The sequence below is a fragment of the Burkholderia sp. BCC1996 genome (assembly GCF_905339955.1).
Lineage (GTDB): Bacteria > Pseudomonadota > Gammaproteobacteria > Burkholderiales > Burkholderiaceae > Burkholderia.
This window is the reverse complement of the sequence record NZ_CAJPHM010000001.1, coordinates 436,548-453,448: the sequence shown is the minus strand read 5'-3', so window position 1 is coordinate 453,448 and position 16,901 is coordinate 436,548. Positions and strand designations below refer to the sequence as shown.

General features: G+C 66.9%; 15 protein-coding genes. 10 read left to right on the top strand and 5 right to left on the bottom strand.

Translation table 11 applies throughout. From position 1 onward, the window contains the following. Positions 1-143: 143 nt before the first annotated feature. A complete protein-coding gene (locus U4Z64_RS02005) occupies positions 144-1,403 on the top strand; it encodes a porin (protein WP_321819100.1) in 1,260 nt (419 codons plus the stop codon). Positions 1,404-1,599: 196 nt separating this feature from the next. Here U4Z64_RS02005 and U4Z64_RS02000 read toward each other — a convergent pair whose 3' ends face one another. Both U4Z64_RS02000 and U4Z64_RS01995 read right to left on the bottom strand, forming a co-directional pair. Continuing rightward, positions 1,600-2,643 carry an NAD(P)-dependent alcohol dehydrogenase gene (locus U4Z64_RS02000; RefSeq protein ID WP_321819099.1) on the bottom strand — a complete coding sequence of 348 codons (1,044 nt, stop codon included), beginning with the start codon at positions 2,641-2,643 and terminating at the stop codon, positions 1,600-1,602. 2 nt (positions 2,644-2,645) lie between these two features. Next, complete coding sequence (locus U4Z64_RS01995; protein WP_321795634.1) at positions 2,646-3,845, bottom strand: cytochrome P450; 1,200 nt, start codon at positions 3,843-3,845, stop codon at positions 2,646-2,648. Positions 3,846-4,045: 200 nt separating this feature from the next. Between U4Z64_RS01995 and U4Z64_RS01990 the strand changes: the two genes are divergently transcribed. The 3 genes from U4Z64_RS01990 (at position 4,046) to U4Z64_RS01980 (ending at position 6,379) form a co-directional block, all read left to right on the top strand. Next, positions 4,046-5,095, top strand: coding sequence for an AraC family transcriptional regulator (locus U4Z64_RS01990; RefSeq protein ID WP_321795636.1), 1,050 nt, complete (start codon positions 4,046-4,048; stop codon positions 5,093-5,095). A 322-nt stretch (positions 5,096-5,417) separates the two neighbouring features. Beyond that, positions 5,418-5,909, top strand: coding sequence for a peptidoglycan-associated lipoprotein Pal (gene pal / locus U4Z64_RS01985; protein ID WP_321819098.1), 492 nt, complete (start codon positions 5,418-5,420; stop codon positions 5,907-5,909). A gap of 296 nt (positions 5,910-6,205) precedes the next feature. Further along, the gene (locus U4Z64_RS01980; RefSeq protein ID WP_185640807.1) at positions 6,206-6,379 is read left to right on the top strand and encodes a hypothetical protein; all 174 of its coding nucleotides are present in this window, start codon (positions 6,206-6,208) and stop codon (positions 6,377-6,379) included. Positions 6,380-6,474: 95 nt separating this feature from the next. Here U4Z64_RS01980 and U4Z64_RS01975 read toward each other — a convergent pair whose 3' ends face one another. From U4Z64_RS01975 to U4Z64_RS01965, 3 genes are read right to left on the bottom strand one after another with little or no spacing between them, the layout of a single operon-like run. Continuing rightward, complete coding sequence (locus tag U4Z64_RS01975) at positions 6,475-7,734, bottom strand: cytochrome c (RefSeq protein WP_321819097.1); 1,260 nt, start codon at positions 7,732-7,734, stop codon at positions 6,475-6,477. Further along, on the bottom strand, positions 7,731-8,438 hold the full coding sequence (locus tag U4Z64_RS01970) for a (2Fe-2S)-binding protein (protein WP_321819096.1): 708 nt from the start codon (positions 8,436-8,438) through the stop codon (positions 7,731-7,733). Before U4Z64_RS01970 ends, U4Z64_RS01975 begins: the two co-directional genes overlap by 4 nt. Further along, positions 8,435-11,311, bottom strand: coding sequence for a xanthine dehydrogenase family protein molybdopterin-binding subunit (locus U4Z64_RS01965; protein ID WP_321819095.1), 2,877 nt, complete (start codon positions 11,309-11,311; stop codon positions 8,435-8,437). The genes U4Z64_RS01970 and U4Z64_RS01965 overlap by 4 nt, the downstream gene beginning before the upstream one ends. Before the next feature lie 497 nt (positions 11,312-11,808). Here U4Z64_RS01965 and U4Z64_RS01960 point away from each other — a divergent pair, with 497 nt between their 5' ends. From U4Z64_RS01960 to U4Z64_RS01935, 6 genes are all read left to right on the top strand, one after another. Then, positions 11,809-13,368: a diguanylate cyclase domain-containing protein gene (locus U4Z64_RS01960; RefSeq protein WP_321819094.1), complete on the top strand. Its 1,560-nt coding sequence runs from the start codon at positions 11,809-11,811 to the stop codon at positions 13,366-13,368. Positions 13,369-13,641: 273 nt separating this feature from the next. Then, positions 13,642-13,917 carry a hypothetical protein gene (locus U4Z64_RS01955; RefSeq protein ID WP_044844576.1) on the top strand — a complete coding sequence of 92 codons (276 nt, stop codon included), beginning with the start codon at positions 13,642-13,644 and terminating at the stop codon, positions 13,915-13,917. A gap of 243 nt (positions 13,918-14,160) precedes the next feature. Then, a complete protein-coding gene (locus U4Z64_RS01950; protein WP_321795651.1) occupies positions 14,161-15,195 on the top strand; it encodes a succinylglutamate desuccinylase/aspartoacylase domain-containing protein in 1,035 nt (344 codons plus the stop codon). A 108-nt stretch (positions 15,196-15,303) separates the two neighbouring features. Beyond that, positions 15,304-15,600 (top strand): type II toxin-antitoxin system MqsR family toxin, encoded by a 297-nt coding sequence (locus U4Z64_RS01945; RefSeq protein WP_044844578.1) that lies wholly within the window; start codon positions 15,304-15,306, stop codon positions 15,598-15,600. A gap of 2 nt (positions 15,601-15,602) precedes the next feature. Further along, positions 15,603-16,004 carry a type II toxin-antitoxin system MqsA family antitoxin gene (locus U4Z64_RS01940; RefSeq protein WP_044844637.1) on the top strand — a complete coding sequence of 134 codons (402 nt, stop codon included), beginning with the start codon at positions 15,603-15,605 and terminating at the stop codon, positions 16,002-16,004. Between the two features lie 308 nt (positions 16,005-16,312). Further along, complete coding sequence (locus U4Z64_RS01935) at positions 16,313-16,873, top strand: GNAT family N-acetyltransferase (protein WP_124484744.1); 561 nt, start codon at positions 16,313-16,315, stop codon at positions 16,871-16,873. The last annotated feature ends 28 nt before the right edge of the window (positions 16,874-16,901 follow it).

Here is a 16,901-nt window from a genome sequence, read left to right as displayed (position 1 = left end):
CCACGCGATCCCGCAGAGGACCTTTCCTGTGCAGCGCCTTAATCGCCGGTCGCACGTTCTCCAATAATGCCCACTCGATCCGTCGGCCCGCGCGCCGATACGACCCACCGGCGATCGGGCCGGAGACCAACGAAAAAAGTCATATGCATTCCTATAAAACAACCAAGCCCGCCGGCGCGCGCGTCGCCGTGCCGCTTGCCGCCCGCCGCGGCCGTCGTACCGGTGCGCTCCCGCTGAGCGTGATTGCCGCCTGTGCGGCCGGCTTCCTGATTCCCTGCGTCGCGCGAGCGCAGAGCAGCGTGACGCTGTACGGCCTGATCGATACGTCGATCACCTATGCGACCAACCAGCGTACGCAAGGCGCCGGTTCGCCGGGCAGCGGCAGCGTCGCAATGACGAGCGGCGCGTTGAACGCATCGCGCTGGGGGTTGCGCGGCCGCGAGGATCTCGGCGGCGGGACGGCAGCGGTCTTCACGCTCGAGAACGGCTTCTCGGGCACGACCGGCAAGCTGTCGCAGAAAGGCGTCGACCTGTTCGGCCGTCAGGCGTGGCTCGGCCTGAGCTCGCGGACGGCCGGCACGCTCACGTTCGGCCGCCAGTACGACCTGATCCTCGATTTCGTGACGCCGCTCGGCGCGTCGGGCCCCGGCTGGGGCGGCAACCTCGCGGTGCATCCGTACGACAACGACGACTCGAACCGCAACCTGCGCATCAACCATGCGGTGAAGTACACGAGCCCGACGTATCGCGGGCTGACGCTCGGCGCGATGTTCGGATTCTCGAACACGGCCGGCGCGTTCTCGAACAACGCCGTGTGGAGCGCGGGGCTCGGGTATGCGAACGGGCCGCTGAAGCTCGGCGCCGGTTACCTGAAGATCAGCCGCGACCGCAACGCGCCGAATCCGGACGGCGCACTGAGCACGCTCGACGGCTCGGCGACGATCACGGGCGGCAACCAGCAGATCTGGGCCCTGGCCGGCCGTTATGCGTTCGGCCCGCATTCGGTCGGCGCCGCATGGTCGCACTCGGCCACCGACGGCGTGAGCGGCGTGCTCCAGGGCAGCGGCATCACCCCGCTGAAGGGTGAATCGCTCGTGTTCGACAACTTCACGGTCGACGGCCGCTACTTCGTCACGCCGGCGTTCAGCATGGCCGCTGCGTACACGTACACGATGGGGCGTTTCGACACGCGCACGGGCCAGACGCGCCCGAAATGGAACCAGGTGGTCACGCAGGCGGACTACGCGTTCTCGAAACGTACGGACGCGTATCTCGAAGCCGTCTATCAAAGCGTAAGCGGCGGCAACGGCAACCCCGCGTTCAACGCGACCGTCTGGACCATGACGCCGTCGGCCAACAGCAACCAGGTCGTGGTCGCGCTCGGGCTGCGGCACAAGTTCTGAGTGCGCCGGCGACGCGCGATACGCCCGCACCGGAAGGTGCGGGTCGCGGATATCACCTGAAAGCAGTCATCCACCTTCCCCGGCTACACAACGACGATCCAATAAGGGAAGCCGCGGGAAATCAATACGGCGCTCCGGGCACATGGATCGATTTGCTGAGCGTGTGATCGATAGCGAGGGCTTCCCAACGACCAGCCTACCCGTCATGCCCGATCACCACCTTACCGAGATGCGTCTGGCTCTGCAGATAGCGATATGCGTCGGGCGCGCGCCCGAACGGAAAGCGCTCACCGATGATCGGGCGAAGGCCATGCTGCTCGATGGCTCGGTTCATCGCTTCGAAATTTGTCCGGCTGCCCGCGTGTACCGAGACGACGGTCAGATCACGCACGAACATCGTGTAGAACAATTCGGATACGGTACCGGCCTCCTCGCCTTGGGCAAGCAATCCCATCAACACCAGCCTTCCCCCGATGCGCGCAGCCGCACACGAATCGGCGAGCGTTCCTCCACCGCCACTGTCGACCACGACGTCGGCGCCGCGACCGTCCGTCAGTCGCAGGACCTCGTCCGCCCAATCGGGGCATGCCTTGTAGTTGACGATCTCGTCCGCACCCAATGCGCTCAGCCGCTCGCCTTTTTCAGCACTTGACGTGGTCATGATGACTCGGGCGCCGACGCGCTTGGCGAACTGCAACGCGAACACCGCAACGCCGCCGCTTCCCTGCAGCACCACTGTGTCTCCTACCGTCACCCGTCCCTTGCCGACGATAGCCATCCATGCCGTCACACCGGCGGTTGGAAGCGTCGCGCCTTCCTCATAGGACAGATGCGACGGCAGGCGTACCAGGCCTTGCTCGTCCAGGACGACAAATTCAGCAAGCATCCCGTCGATGCCGCTGCCGAGGTCCGTCTGCGCGCCTTCGTGCCGGTAATCACCGTCGATCCAGTCCTGACGGAAGATCGCGGCAACGCGCTCGCCGACACGCACACGCGTCACGTTCTCCCCGACCTCGACGACCTCGCCGGCGCCATCCGACAACGGCACTCTCCCCGGCGGCAGATCTGCGCCGACCGGAATGCCGCGCATGACCAGAAGGTCGCGATAGTTCAACGCATTGGCGCGCACTCGAACCAGAACCTGGTTGACTCCTGGCCTGGGTCGATCATGCTGTCGTATCCGGATGCCGTCGATCGTGCCGTAGTGCTCGATGTGGTACGCACGCGCTACCTGACTCATGCTCATACCTCGATGAAGAGACTGCGGAACCCATGCATGCCGGCAAGCAGGCCACGTACGGCTCGGGTTTTGTCCACCTTGTAGTCGGGGGCGTGGCTCAGCAGCCATTCGAGCATCATTCGGCTTTCCAGCCGAGCCGCGTGCATGCCAAGACATACGTGGATGCCTGATCCAAACGCAACCTGCGGTATGAAAGCGCGTTCGACGTCGAATTCATCCGGGCGTTCGAAAGTACGGTCGTCGCGATTCGCGGCCTGATAAAGGAACATCACCGCCTGACCAGGCTGAATCGTGTGGCCATGCCACGTCACGGCATTCACCGCCCGGCGTCCAAGCATTGGAGCGGGCGCATCGAAGCGCATGGCTTCCTCCACCGCTTTCCCACACAGTGCGCGATTGCTCGCGACCTTGGCGCGCTGCTCGGGAAACTCGGCCAGCCAGTACAACAGACTGCCGAAATGCTTGGGAAACGTCTCCATCCCGCCGATGAAAAGCGGCAGCGCGTTTTGCGCGATCGTCAGGTCATCCAGGCGGTGCCCGTCGATGTCTGCCAGAAGCAGCATCCCGATCACGTTGTCGGGCGACGGACCTTGCTTGCGGTGACGGTCCACCAGTCGCAGAAAGTAGTCGATCAACTGGCCTCCGGCGGCGTCGGCGCTGGTCGCCGATGCATCCGAAGTACCCTGCGGTGGAATGTCGTGGAAGAACGGCTCGAACACCTCGACCCACTTCACCAGCATCGGTCCGTCCTCGAGCGGAATGCCGGTCAGGTGCGCCGCGACGTCCGTCGCGACCGGTAACGCAAATGCCTTGACCGCATCGAATTCCCGTTGGCTCAGCAGCGGTGCGCCGTATTTCTCGATGCGCTCGGCGACGAATGCCGGCAGCCGCGCCTGTACCTCGGTCGGACGGAAGGCGGAGGCAACCGCTTTACGAAAGCCGGTATGCTCGGGCGGGTCCATCGACATGAACGTACTGCTGTCCGGGATCAGGCGCTTCTGCAGCAGATTGCCCGTGGCAATGCCGGCCGTCGCCGTGTAGTTCTCCCGATCGAGCGAGGCTTTCTGAATATCGTCGAAGCGCGACAGCACCCACGCGTCGTACTTTTCCATGTAATAGGCGGGAGCCTCATCGCGCAATTGGCGATACGCGTCCCAAGGATTTTTCATCAGTTCCCGGTCGTAGGGGTCGTAGTACACCATGTCAGTCTCCTCACGAGGATCAGGGGCGTCGATGGCGATATCGGCACCGAGCCTGGTCGAGATATGAGGTGCCATTTAATGACAGTGCGAACCACCAACCAAGGCTGGAAACAGGCAATCCACCGGACAAAAACGATCAATGCTTGACGCGTGTGCCAGGCCAGCACAAGCTCGATGTGCTGTTCAGACATGAGGCCATCATGCACAAGCGCGAATTCTCGAACACGATTCCGATCGGTTATGCCCAGCCCTTGCTCAATGAGCTCAGGAAAATGGGCGGCGACGTGCTGCCCGAACTGTGGCGAAGCGCTGGAATCAATACGCCACTGGACGCCGTGCTGAAAGGCGTGGTGGCCGCATTGCCGACACCGGAGTTTTCGCGGCTGTATCGACATGGCATCGGCACGCTGGAAACATGGTGCTGCGAGCGCGACGGGCATCGGCCGCTCGGCATCCTCGCGGTCAACATGCTGTGCTACTGCGTGATTCACTGCTCGACTTTAGGGAAGGCCGTAGAACGAGCGGCGCGATTCAACGAAGCCATGGAGGAACGCGGCGGCCGGCTGGCGACGGTCGAGTATGGTGCGACCGCGCAGTTCACGATGGAAACCCGGCGTGGCAGCCGGGACCATGCCGCGCTACTGGTCGATCTTACCGGCCTCTATTTCTACCATCAGCTGTTTTCCTGGCTGATCGGCCGCCCGCTGAATCTGAAGGAAGTGGCGCTCGCGTATCCGCCACCGGATCCGTTGCATCAACTGATCGACGTGTTCGGCGCGCCACTGCGCTTCGATCAACCGGTCAACTCGTTCAGCTTCCCTGCTCGTCTGCTGAACCATAAGGTGGTCCGTTCGTATTCCGAGCTGGAAGCCATCATCGACTACTTTCCATTCGATTTCGGTCTGGCAGCGATTCCCGAATTCAAATTATCGGATCAGGTGCGCCTGCTGTTACTCGACGCGCTGCAGCACCGAGGGGACGCACCCAGCTGCGAAACCGTGGCTCAGCTGTTCCACATGAGCACGGCGACACTGCGTCGGCGCCTGCGAGCCGAACACTGCTCGTACGGAGACTTGCGCGCGCTCTGTCAGCTTGAGGCCGCGCAGCATCTGCTCACGTCCACCGATATGCACCTGGCCGACATTGCAGCGCGGATCGGGATGAGCAGTGACCGGGCGTTCCGACGTGCATTCCGGGACTGGATGGGCATTGCGCCATCGGAATATCGGCTGGGCGCCAGCAAGTCCTGAGCGCGCCGGCGACGCGCGACACGCCCGCACCGGAAAGGCGCATCACGCATGCGCGGCGCATGCTGCGCGCGTTCGCGCAAGCAAGAATGCGTCCCGCGTCGTTTCCGCGCGAAAAAGACGAAGAAACTGGTCACGCTGTGACATTTTTCCTAATCTTGTTGCAGCGGCGCCGTGCGTCGGCGTCCTTTCATCTGGCACGTCGCCGGCTTACGAAAGCGCATCGCGCGCGGAAACCGGCGCTTTCGTGCCGTCTCGCCGCATGCGTGATGCGGCAGATCGCCCGCACCACGCTTTCCATGCAGTCAACCGCAGGAGACGCACGATGAGCAAAACGAACCGATTTGCGGTCATGGCGGCGTTCGCGCTGCTGGCGGGTTGCCACCACGCGGCGAAAACGCCCGAGAATGCCGAGATGGCGCCGGCGCCATCGAGCGAAGCGGTCGCGACGGTGGCGGCCGACGATCTGAACAATCCGAACAGCCCGCTCGCGAAGCGCAGCGTCTACTTCGATTTCGACCAGTACTCCGTGAAGCCGGAATACCAGACGCTGCTGCAGGCGCACGCCGACTACCTGCGCAGCCATCCGTCGCGCCGCGTGCTGATCCAGGGCAACACCGACGAACGCGGGACGTCCGAATACAACCTCGCGCTCGGCCAACGCCGGTCGCAAGCCGTGATGAGCGCGCTCGAAACGCTGGGCGTGCAGGCCACGCAGCTCGAAGCGGTCAGCCTCGGCAAGGAAAAGCCGGTCGCGCTCGGCCACGACGAAGATTCGTGGGCGCAGAACCGCCGCGCCGATCTCGTCTATCGTTGACCGGATGCCGCCGCGACGGCGACATTCCGGCCCCCCGTCCCCCGTTACCTGTCATGCGGCGAATCGCCGGGGCGCCCCGGCTGCGTGCTCGTGTGAGCGCGTGCGCCGCTACGCGAGCACGGCGCCGCCCGACGCGCGTGCGCCCCGCGCGCCGATTCGTGTCGCTATATGCCGCGACGCGCCGATACCCAAAAAACATGGAATAAACCGCCTGACGGAGACGTTTCGTCATCGCGCGGTCGCCGGTTCACGCGAACCGCCCTGCCGCGCGGCCTGCGCGGTCCAAGGAGAGTGAAATGAAATCGGCAAGATTGGCCGCGGCGCTCGTCGCGGCGCTGATGCTGGTGCTGTCGGCGGGATGTACGTCGTCGGGCGGCGGGATGTCGCAAGGATCCGGCATGAGCCGCTACGGCGGCGCGGGCGGCAACGGAGGGGGTAGTGGTGGCGGAGGAGGCGGCGGCGGCTACTGAAACACCGCCTCCCGGAATCGGGCGAGGCATCGCGCGGGAACACGGCCGGGAACCGGCTGCGTTGCGCGCGACGCCCCGCCCTGCCGCTCGACGGCTCAACGCATGGCCTTCACGTCGGCCGGCGTGACGCTCGCGGGCTGTCCGCCCCACGTCGCACGCAGGTAGTTCGCGAGCTGCGCGAGTTCGTCGTCGCTCAGCGTGTGCGCGAAACCCGGCATCGGCTGCAGGTTTTCGTAGCCGGCAAACTTCTGTTCGTCGACGCCGTCGAGCATCGCGACCAGCAGGTTGCGCGCGTCGCCCTGACGCAGCGTCGAATTGCCGTTCATCGGCACCGCCACGTGCGGCTTGCCTTCGCCGTTGAAGCCGTGGCAGCCCGCGCACACCGCGAGATACACCGAGCGGCCGGCCGCGAGCTGCGCGGCGTCGGCCGACACCGGCTTCACCGGCTGCGGTGCCGGCGGCGTATCGCCGAGCAGGTACACGGACAGCGCGCGCAGGTCGTCCTTCGCCAGGTACTGCGTGCTCAGGTGCACGACCGGATACATTTCGCCGAACGCCGAGCCTTGCGGCGCGATGCCGACGCCGAAGAACGTCTGCAGGTCGGTGCCCGTCCAGCCGCGCGCGGCGAGGCCGGCCGGCGTGATGTCCGGTGCGGCCACGCGGCCGAGCGCCGCGCCCGCGAATGGCTTCGCGCCGTCGAGCTGGCCCGTGAACGCACGCGGCGTGTGGCATTCCGCACAGTGACCGAGCGCGCCTGCCAGGTAGCGGCCGCGCTGCCAGTCGGCGGACTGGCCGCGCGACGCGTCGGGCAGGCTGTCCTGCAGGAACACCATGTCCCAGAACACCATGCCGAAGCGCAGGTTGTACGGGAACTTGAGTGCGTGCGCGCGGTTTTCCTGCGCGACCGGCTTCACCGTCTTCAGGTACGCGTACATCGCGTCGCTATCGGCGCGCGTGAGCTGCCGGTACGACGTGTACGGCATCGACGGATACAGCCGCTTGGCCGGAGCCTTGCCGTCGTGCAGCGCGGCGTAGAAGTCGTCCGCGCTCCAGCTGCCGATCCCGTGATCCTTGTCGGGCGTGATGTTCGAGCCGTAGAACGTGCCGAACGGCGATTCGAGCGGCGCGCCGCCGGCGAACGGCGCGCCGTCCTTCGCGGTGTGGCACGCCGCGCAGTCGGCGGCCTTGACGAGATAGCGGCCGCGCGCGACCGGGTCGGCACCGGGCGCGCCGGAAGCCGCGTTCGAGACCGGCGCGTCGTGGCCGCCGCAGGCGGCGAGCAGCAGCGCGCAGGCGGCCGCGAGCGCGGGCAGGCCCGCGGCCCGCGCGGCACGATGGGCGAATGTGCGTTTCATGCGGCGTCCTTCACGAGTCCCGGCGTCGTCAGGATCACGTCCTTCACGGCCTGGTAGTAGCGGACGTAACCCGTGCAGCGGCAGAGGTGTGCGTTCAGCGCGTCGGTGATCGCGCGCTCGACGTCGGCCTTCGCGACCGGCTCGCGCGCCAGCCGCTCGATCAGCACCGTCGCCGCGTTGACGAAACCCGGCGTGCAGTAGCCGCACTGGAAGCTGAAGTGCTCGAGGAACTTCTGCTGGATCGGCGACAGTTCCACCACTTCGCCGGCTTCGTTGCGCTTCGCGTGGCCTTCGATCGTGCGGATCGAACGGCCGTGGAAGAAGTGCGCGCCGGTGATGCAGGTGCGCATTTCCTCGCTGGTGCCGTCCGGCTTGTCGACGATCACGACGCATGCGTGGCAGATGCCCTGCCCGCAGCCGAGCCGCGAACCGGTGAGGCCCGCGTACTCGTGCAGGAACTCGATCATCATCAGCCCCTCGGGCACCTGCATAGGGCCGACGGACTTGCCGTTGATCTTCAATGACAGCGGCTTCTGCTGAAAGCGCACGAGCGGACGCTCGACGGCGGCCGAAGCTGTGGCGGATGCGGCGGGCATGGTGGCGGATGCGGATGCCGGCGCGGCCGAAGCCGCGTTCGGCGCGGACGCGGCGGTCGCGGCCGCGCTGGCGGTCGCGGCCGACGCGGCGGTTTGGGCGGTCGTCATGCGAGCACCTCCTGAATCTTTTGCGGGGTCACCGGCAAGTCGGTGAAACGATGGCCGATCGCGTGCGCGATGCCGTTCACGATCGCGCCGACGACGGGAATCATCACCACTTCGGCGACGCCCTTCGGCGGATCGGTCTCGGACAGCGGCGGCAGGATGTCGCCCGTCTGCGACCACACGGCGACGTCGCTCGCGCGCGGCAGCTGATAGCGGTTGAAGTTCCACGTGCCGTTGCCCGGGCCGTCTTCGTAGAGCGGCAGGTACTCGTGCAGCGCATGGCCGATGCCCATCGCGAGGCCGCCCTGCAGCTGGCCCGACACGAGCTGCGGCGAGATCTGGTTGCCGCACTCCATGATCGAGTGATGCGTGAGCAGCTCGACCTTGCCGGTCGCTTCGTGCACGGCCAGCTCGACGAGCGTGCCGACCGCCGTGTAGTACGTGACGGCCGCGTTGTCGCGGCTCGTCGGCGGGATGAACACGCGCTTGCGGTCCAGCACGCGATAGCCGTTCGCGGTCGGCGCCAGCGTGCCGCGCAGCGCGGTCGCGCCGGCCGGCGCGACGGTGCCTGGCAGCGGGCCGTCGGCGCCCGTCTTCGGCGCGCCGACACGCAGCGACAGCCCGTCGATCGGCAGACGCTCGACTGCGCCGCCCACGTCGAACTCGGCGTCGGTCCATTGCCAGCGGTTGAACACGTGCACGACGGCGCCGGTCGGCAGGCCGAGCGCATGCGCCTGCTTCGCGAGCTGCTCGAACGTCAGCGGCTCGAGGCCGTCGGCGCTCAGCTTGCCGTCGACCCAGCGCGCGTCCTCGATGCGGATCGTGTACGGCGCGGCCTGGCCGCCGCCGAGGCCGCGCGTCCAGATCGACATCGCGGCCGGCCACAGCCCGTAGCGGAACACCGCGCGCGCGGCTTCGCGCGTGCTGTGCGTGAAGTAGTACGCGGAGTTGGTCGCGCTCGACGGCGACGCATAGCCCGGCGACCAGCGCGGATTCGCGCTCAGGCGATCCTGGTCGGCCTGCGACATCAGGTACGGATCGCCGCTCGTCTCGACCGGCAGGTCGGGCCATTCGGTCACCGCGACGCGCACCTCGGTTGCCGGGCGGCCGAGCCACTTCGCGACCGCGACGGCCTGCGACGTCGACATCCCGGTGCCGATCTCGGCCGCCGTGTGTTGCAGCGACACCTTGCCGTTCTCGTCGAATTCGACCTTCGCGAACGATGCCTCGGCGCCCGTGCCGAAGTCCTTCTGCACGCACGCGAAGCCGACACCGTAGCGCTTGCCCGGGTTCGCGGCCTCGAATTCGGCCTTGCGCGCCGCGCGACGCGTCCACAGCGGATGCTGCCTCGCGCGTTCCAGCACTTCGTCGACGCGCAGCGCGCCGGCGGGAATCGCGCCCTGGGTGTTCTTCATCCCCGAACGCAGCGCGTTGCGCAGGCGGAACTCGATCGGATCGAGGTTCAGTTGCGCGGCGATCTCGTCGACGGCCATCTCGGTCGCGGCCATGCTCTGCAGCGTGCCGTAGCCGCGGGCGGAGCCGGCATCGATCGCGCGCGACGCGATCGCGACCGCCGCGAGGTCGCTCTTCGGGAAGTAGTAGATCGATTGCGCGGCCGTCGCGCCGACCATCGCCACCGACGGCGAGAAATTCGAGCGCCCGCCGCCGTTCGCCTCGAAGTCGCCCTTGAACGATTGCAGCAGGCCCGTGTTGCGGTCGACCGCGATCCGGTAATGCATCCTGAACGCGTGACGCTTCAGCGACGTCTGGAACTGCTCGTAGCGGTCGTTCGCGAACCGCACGGGGCGGCCGTCCGCGTACAGCGCGCAGACGAGCCCGTAGAACGGCACGTTGAAGTGATCCTTCGAACCGTAGCCGACCGTGTAGCACGGATGCACGAACAGCTTCTTCACCGGGAAGCGGCATTTCGCGACCATCGCGGCCGCGTTTTCCGACACTTCGAGCGGCGACTGGGTCGGCACGACGAGGTGCAGCGACTGCGTCGCGGCGTCGTACCAGCAGTTCGCGTTGTCGGGTTCGAGCGCGGCGGTGTCGACCGACTGCGTGTTGTACTCGCGGTCGAACACGAGCCAGTCGGCCGACGGACGGTCGAGTTCCGCGGCGATCCGGCCGGCGAGAAACATCCCCTGCTCGTCGAGCTTGCCGTGCTCCTTGCCGTCCGGCCAGACCGGCAGGTGCTTGCGCATCATGCTCGGAAAGATCGGCGCGTCCTTCAGGCTCGAATAGACATCGTCGTCGTAGGCCGTCTTGCCGCCCACCCGCACGTAGCGGAAGGTGCCCCACGGATCGCGCTCGAGCGGGCCCGTGACCGCGCCGTAGCGGATCACGTCGTCGCGGAACTTGAGCGCGTTCTTCGCGAAGCGGAAGCGCGCGAAGTCGTGGTAGATCAGGATCGCGACCGCATGGCCGAGATACGCGGGCGTCTTGCCGGCGGGCAACAGCATGTCGTCGCCGTAGAACGTCGGGAACGCGACGCCGTCGCGCGCGAGATCGTCGGCCGTGACCACGCGGTCCGGCTTCAGCTCGTCGCCGAGCAGCGACAGGTCGAAGCCCTCGTAAGTGCGGTCGGCCTGCGTGACGCGCAGGATCAGCGCGTGCGACTGCTGCTGCGGCCAGTGCGGCATGTCGGCCGCGCGCACGTCGCGGGCGAACACTTTCGAGCCCGTGACCTTCGCGATGCCGTCGATGCGGAATTGGGGGATGCCGGTGACGCTATCCCATTTGACGGGGGTGAGGAGTTTTTCTTCGAAGAGCGCCGCGAACGCGCGGCTGCCGATGGGCGCGACGTAGACCGCGACGCCCGCCAGCACGCTGGCTTTCAGAAAACCCCGCCGTGACAGGCCGTGGTTTTTCATTGGGGGGAACCTCCTGATGCGGCTCGGACGGCGATCGGGTGTCGCGGCGTTCGGAGCGGCGCGCATTCTGGCATTGTTTTTGATATATCGCCTATAGTATTTCTCGCATGAATTGCTTATTGGATTTCTTATAACGGGATTCGGACGAGCTGCGGCGCGCGGTCGCGGGCGGCACACGCGTGCGACTGCGCGGTGTCGCGCCGGCCGCATCGGTGGCTGCCGGCCGATCGTGCGCCATCGGCTGGCCCCCGTGCGGCGCGCGCCGAAACGGTCCGCGCGCGGCTGCCCGAGATCGTTCCGTCTGCAACGATCCTGCCTGCGCATCGGCGAATCCGCAAGATGCGCGCGGACGAGGTTGACGACGACGCGCCGACGTCCCCGCACGGCGCTCGCGGCCGATGTTTCATGTTAATGTCGTGCGCATCCGGTTCGCCGGCCATCCCGTGCCGGGCGGGGCGGCCGGCGGTGCACCGCATCGTGTCGAGGTCAAAATAGCCATGGCAGTCAAGGCACGCCTCCTGAACGCCCTTCTCGCCACGCCCCCCTGCGGCGATCACTACGTGACGGCCGCGCTGCGCCCGTCGATGCTCGTCACGCTGTTCGAGGACGTGCGTCCGATGGCGCTGTCCGGCCTCGCCAGCGCGTTCGTCGCGGCGATCGCGCTGATCCGGCTGCAACAACTCTGGTGTTTCGTGTGGCTCGTCGTCGACGTCGGCCTGCTCGCCGCGCGGCTCGCGATCGCACGTGCGTATGCGGTACGTCGTGCCGCCGGCGACGATCGCGCCGAATACTGGGCCCGGCGCTATGCGCCCGTGTCGCTCGCCGCGTGCTTCGTGCTCGGCCTCGGCGTGATGGGCTGCGTGGATGCACCCGACGTCGAGCTCGGCACGCTGGCCGTGATGGTCGCGGGCGGCGTGTTCGGCGGGATCGCGTCGCGCAATTCGGCGCTGCCGCGGCTCGCGATGACGCAGGTCACGCTCGGCGTCGTGCCGATCGGCGTCGGCGCGCTGCTGGTCCAGCGGCCCGGCGCATGGCTGCTGCTGCCGCCGCTCGTGATCTATCTCGCGGCCATGCGTACGGTCGTCGAACGCCATTACCGCGTGCTGGTCGCGCTGATCGCCGCACGCCAGCGCAACGCCGAACTCGTCGCGCGCTTCGACGCCGCCCTCACCTACATGCCGCACGGCCTGTGCATGATCGACGGCGAAAGCCGCGTGATCGTCGCGAACCGGCGCACCGCGCAACTGTTCGGCTCGCCGCGCGAGATCATGCTGGACACGCCGCTGCCCGACGTCGTCGCGGCGCTCGGCGCGAACGCGCTCACCGATCCCGACGGCGCCAGTCTCGCCGTGCAATGCGACCTCTGGCTGAACCACGACGAACCGGAGCCGCTCGACATCGCGCTCGCCGACGGCCGCCAGCTCGAACTCACGCGCCACCGCGTGCCGGACGGCAACGCGGTGATCATCGTCGAGGACGTCACCGCGCGCCGCCAGACCGAGCAGCATATCCGGCACCTCGCGCGGCACGACGCGCTGACGGGATTGCCGAACCGCCACGAGTTGCATGCGCAACTCAAACGGATGCTCGCGCACCGGCCGCACCCGCCGCACGTGCCGAGCCCCGCGCTCGCCGTCATGTATCTCGACCTCGACGGCTTCAAGGCGATCAACGACCGCTTCGGCCACCAGGCCGGTGACGAAGTGCTGATGCAGGTCGCCGAGCGGCTCGGCAAGACGCTGCCGCCCGGCGAACTGGCGGCGCGGGTCGGCGGCGACGAGTTCATCGTCGCACTCGACGCGACCACCATGCAGGCGTGCTCGGCCCTCGCCGCGCGGATCATCCGGCAGATCTCGGCGCCGTACACGCTGTCGATCGGCGAGACCGTCGTTTTCGGGATCAGCATCGGCATCGCGCTCGACGACGGGCACGGCTCGCCCGACGAACTGATCCGGCAGGCCGACAGCGCGCTGTACGACGCGAAGTCGGCCGGCAAGGGGATCTACCGCTTCTATTCGGCCGGAAGCAGCCGCGTGACGCCCGCGGCCGCGAGCTGAGCGCGCGCTCGTTTCCGCCGACGGCCGCCGCGCTGTCCGGCTTGCCCGTTCGCTTCCCGCGATTCATTCCGGAAACGCCTTGCATGGTTCGACGCGTGCGCGCAGATGTTCCGCCGCGGCCGCCCATGTCACGTGACGTGTTCCGTAACATCGGCGCGCGCCACGCGTAGCGTTCGCTGCAGAAGCCCGCACGATCGCGACGGCGCGCGGCATTTCGTGGTTGGCACTCTTATTGCTCCTTGACCGGGAAACAGGATGTCAGGGAGGCCACTCATGAATACCGTCGAAGTTCTCAGCCGTGCGGAAACGATCGATCAACTGGACGTGATCGACGGTGCCTCGCTGATCCGGCGGCTCGTTTCCGAGCGCCGCATGCCCGCGGCGCGTGAAGCCGCGTGCGTCGCCAATCCGCCGCTGACGCTGTACGGCGCGTTTCGCCAGGGCGTCACCGACCACGCGGCGCGGCGCGCGAATCCGTATCGCGCCGGCAGCCGTTTCTGGACGCTGTGGGAAGAAGGCCGTATCGAGGCTGAAACATCGGGCCGCTGACGCGCTCGCGCGCCGGCCCCGTCGCCGCAAGGGGCTGACGCAACACGCGGCTTGCGCAGGCGGCCGCCCCGCACGCCGGCATGCGTTTCAGCGCTGCAACATCGCGCGCGGCTGCTCCGGTTGCGCTTGCCGCGCGTTCGCGCACGGGCCGCCGGACGGCGCTCGACATCGGCCGCGCCACGCGCCGCGCGGCGGTCGTTTCCCGATAAGATGGCGGATTCCCGTTCTCCGAACGATGTCGCCATGACCGCCTCCTCCTCACACCGAAATCCCATCCACTGCGAAATCGATCTCGATGCGCAAGGCAAGCATGCGGGCTATCTGCGCCTGCCGCATTCCGTGCATCGCTCCGCGTACGGCTGGCTGCCGATCCCGATCGCGTCGATCCGCAACGGCGACGGCCCGGTCGCGCTCGTGATGGCCGGCAACCACGGTGACGAATACGAAGGCCAGATCATCGTGTCGCAGCTGATGCGCGAGATCGACCCGGAGAGCGTCACCGGGCAGCTGATCCTGCTGCCGATGGCCAATTTCCCCGCGGCCGACGCGGGCCTGCGCGTGTCGCCGCTCGACGAAGGCAACCTGAACCGCAGCTTTCCCGGCAACCCGACCGGCACGCCGACGCAGATGATCGCCCACTACATCGAGCATGCGCTGCTGTCGCGCGCGCAGTATCTGGTCGACCTGCATTCGGGCGGCAGCTCGCTGCTGTACCAGGGCGGCAACATGCTCGCGATCGACCCGCTCGACGACGACGAAGCGGCGAAGCTCAACGGGCTGCTCGTCGCGTTCGGCTTGCCGAACGCGCTGCTGCACGCGCCGAACCCGGTGCATTCGGCCTCGGCCGCGCGCCGGCAGGGCGCGATCTCGATCGTGACCGAACTCGGCGGTGCGGGGATGGCCGATCCGTCGCTGATCCGGCTCGGCCGCCACGGGCTGCTGCATTATCTCGGCTACATCGGCCTGCTGCACGGCGCACTCGTGCCCGATGCGCCGCCGACCGTCACGCGCTTCCTGCGCGTCGACGGCGATCGCCACTTCGTCTACGCGTACGAACGCGGGCTGTACGAACCGCTCGTCGAACTCGGCGACCACGTGAAGGCCGGCCAGCCGGCCGCGTGGGTGCACTTCCCCGATACGCCGCTGCGCGAACCGGTGTTGCACCGCTTCAAGGGCGACGGCGAAGTCGTGTGCAAGCGCGTGCCCGCGCAGGTGCAGCGCGGCGATTGCCTGTTTCAGCTTGCGGAGGCGTCGACGCCGCCGCGCGTTGGCCGATAGGCCAGTTACCAATCCGTCTCTTTTCCGTGCAGTCTGCCAAAGGTGGCGGACCGCACGCGTGCGCCATTAACCAACTTGACAAATTAACTCTTTTGGTTATGATCGCGGATGGAAAAGTACACGCCTCATTGCAAGCTGTCGCGGGTCAAGGCACTCGTCGGAACCGGCAACGTCCGGTTGACGACGAGTGCGGTGTTCGGGGCCCGCCGACTGGGTTTCACGGAAACGGAGGCGATCGGTGTCGTCATGTCGCTGGATACAGTCGATTTCTACAAGAGCATGACGACTTACGCCGACCACACGATCTGGCAGGACGTCTATCGGCGTTGCACCGTGAATGGCGACGTATATCTGAAACTGACCGTGATCGACGATGTGCTGATCGTGTCGTTCAAGGAGCGATGAAAATGAAGTGCCCTGCGTGCGGTGCCGCAAAACTGATCCGTGATACACGAGACATCCCTTACACGTACAAGGGTCGCTCGACCGTCGTTCGCGATATCACCGGCGACTTCTGTCCGGCCTGCGGCGAGTCGGTGCTGGATATCGACGAGGCCACCCGGCTCGGTGAAGCGATCAGCGAGTTCAACAAGCAAGTGAATTCGACCATCGTCGACCCGAGGTTCATTGCGAAGGTGCGCAAGAAGCTGATGCTGGATCAACGCGAAGCGGCCGAGATATTCGGTGGCGGCGTCAATGCGTTCTCCCGCTACGAAACCGGCAAGACGAACCCTCCACTTGCCCTTGTGAAGCTGCTCAGGATTCTGGATCGTCATCCGGATCTGCTCGCCGAAGTGCGAGCCGCATAGTCGAGCGTCATTCGGCATCGCGCATGCGTGAGCACGAGCTGCAACGCATGCGCTGCTCATCCCCCACCCCACTCCCCCTGCAAGCCTTCTGACGCCCCCCGCGAAATCCTTATCGAAATTGCTTCGTTCGCCTTTGCCGGCCGCGCCGCTAACGTGTTCGAAACGGCGGCGGCACGCCGGATGCAGCGCAGGAAGCACCGCGGCCGCCGTCATCACGACAACCGCGTCGCGATAACGGAACAGACCGGCCGGGCGATGTGCCCCGCCCCCGCCAGGAACGTCCGCATCGCGCGCCCTTCGCGATGCCCATGGCCACGAACGACCGCATCATCGACACGACGCCGCTCGACGTCCGCGCCCAGCCGTTGATCGACGCGCTGATCGACGAATACGCGACGCGCTACGACGCGTACCGCCCCGACAGCCGCGCGTCCGCACGCGACGAACTCGCGCGCTACCCGGCCGAGCTGTTCGCGCCGCCCGAAGGCGCGTTCGTGCTGCTGCTGCGCGACGGCGAGACGATCGGCGGCGGCGCATTCAAGCGCTACGACGCGCAGACCGCCGAACTCAAACGCATCTGGACCCGCGCGGACCTGCGCCGCCAGGGGCTCGCGCGCCTGATCGTCGACGCGCTCGAACTGCGCGCCGCGCAGCAGGGCTATCGGCGCGTGTACCTGACCACCGGTTTTCGCCAGCCCGAAGCGTGGGCGCTGTACGACCGCACCGGCTATACGCGGCTGTTCGACTCGTCGATCGACCCCGAAGCGTATTTCCACCTGCGCTTCGGCAAGGATCTCGCCGATCCGTCGCGCACGTCGACGCTCGCCGACCTGTGGGCGCCGCTGCCCGAAGCGGTGCTGCCGCGCTGAACGCGTCGCGTCATCCGATTCCGCTCCC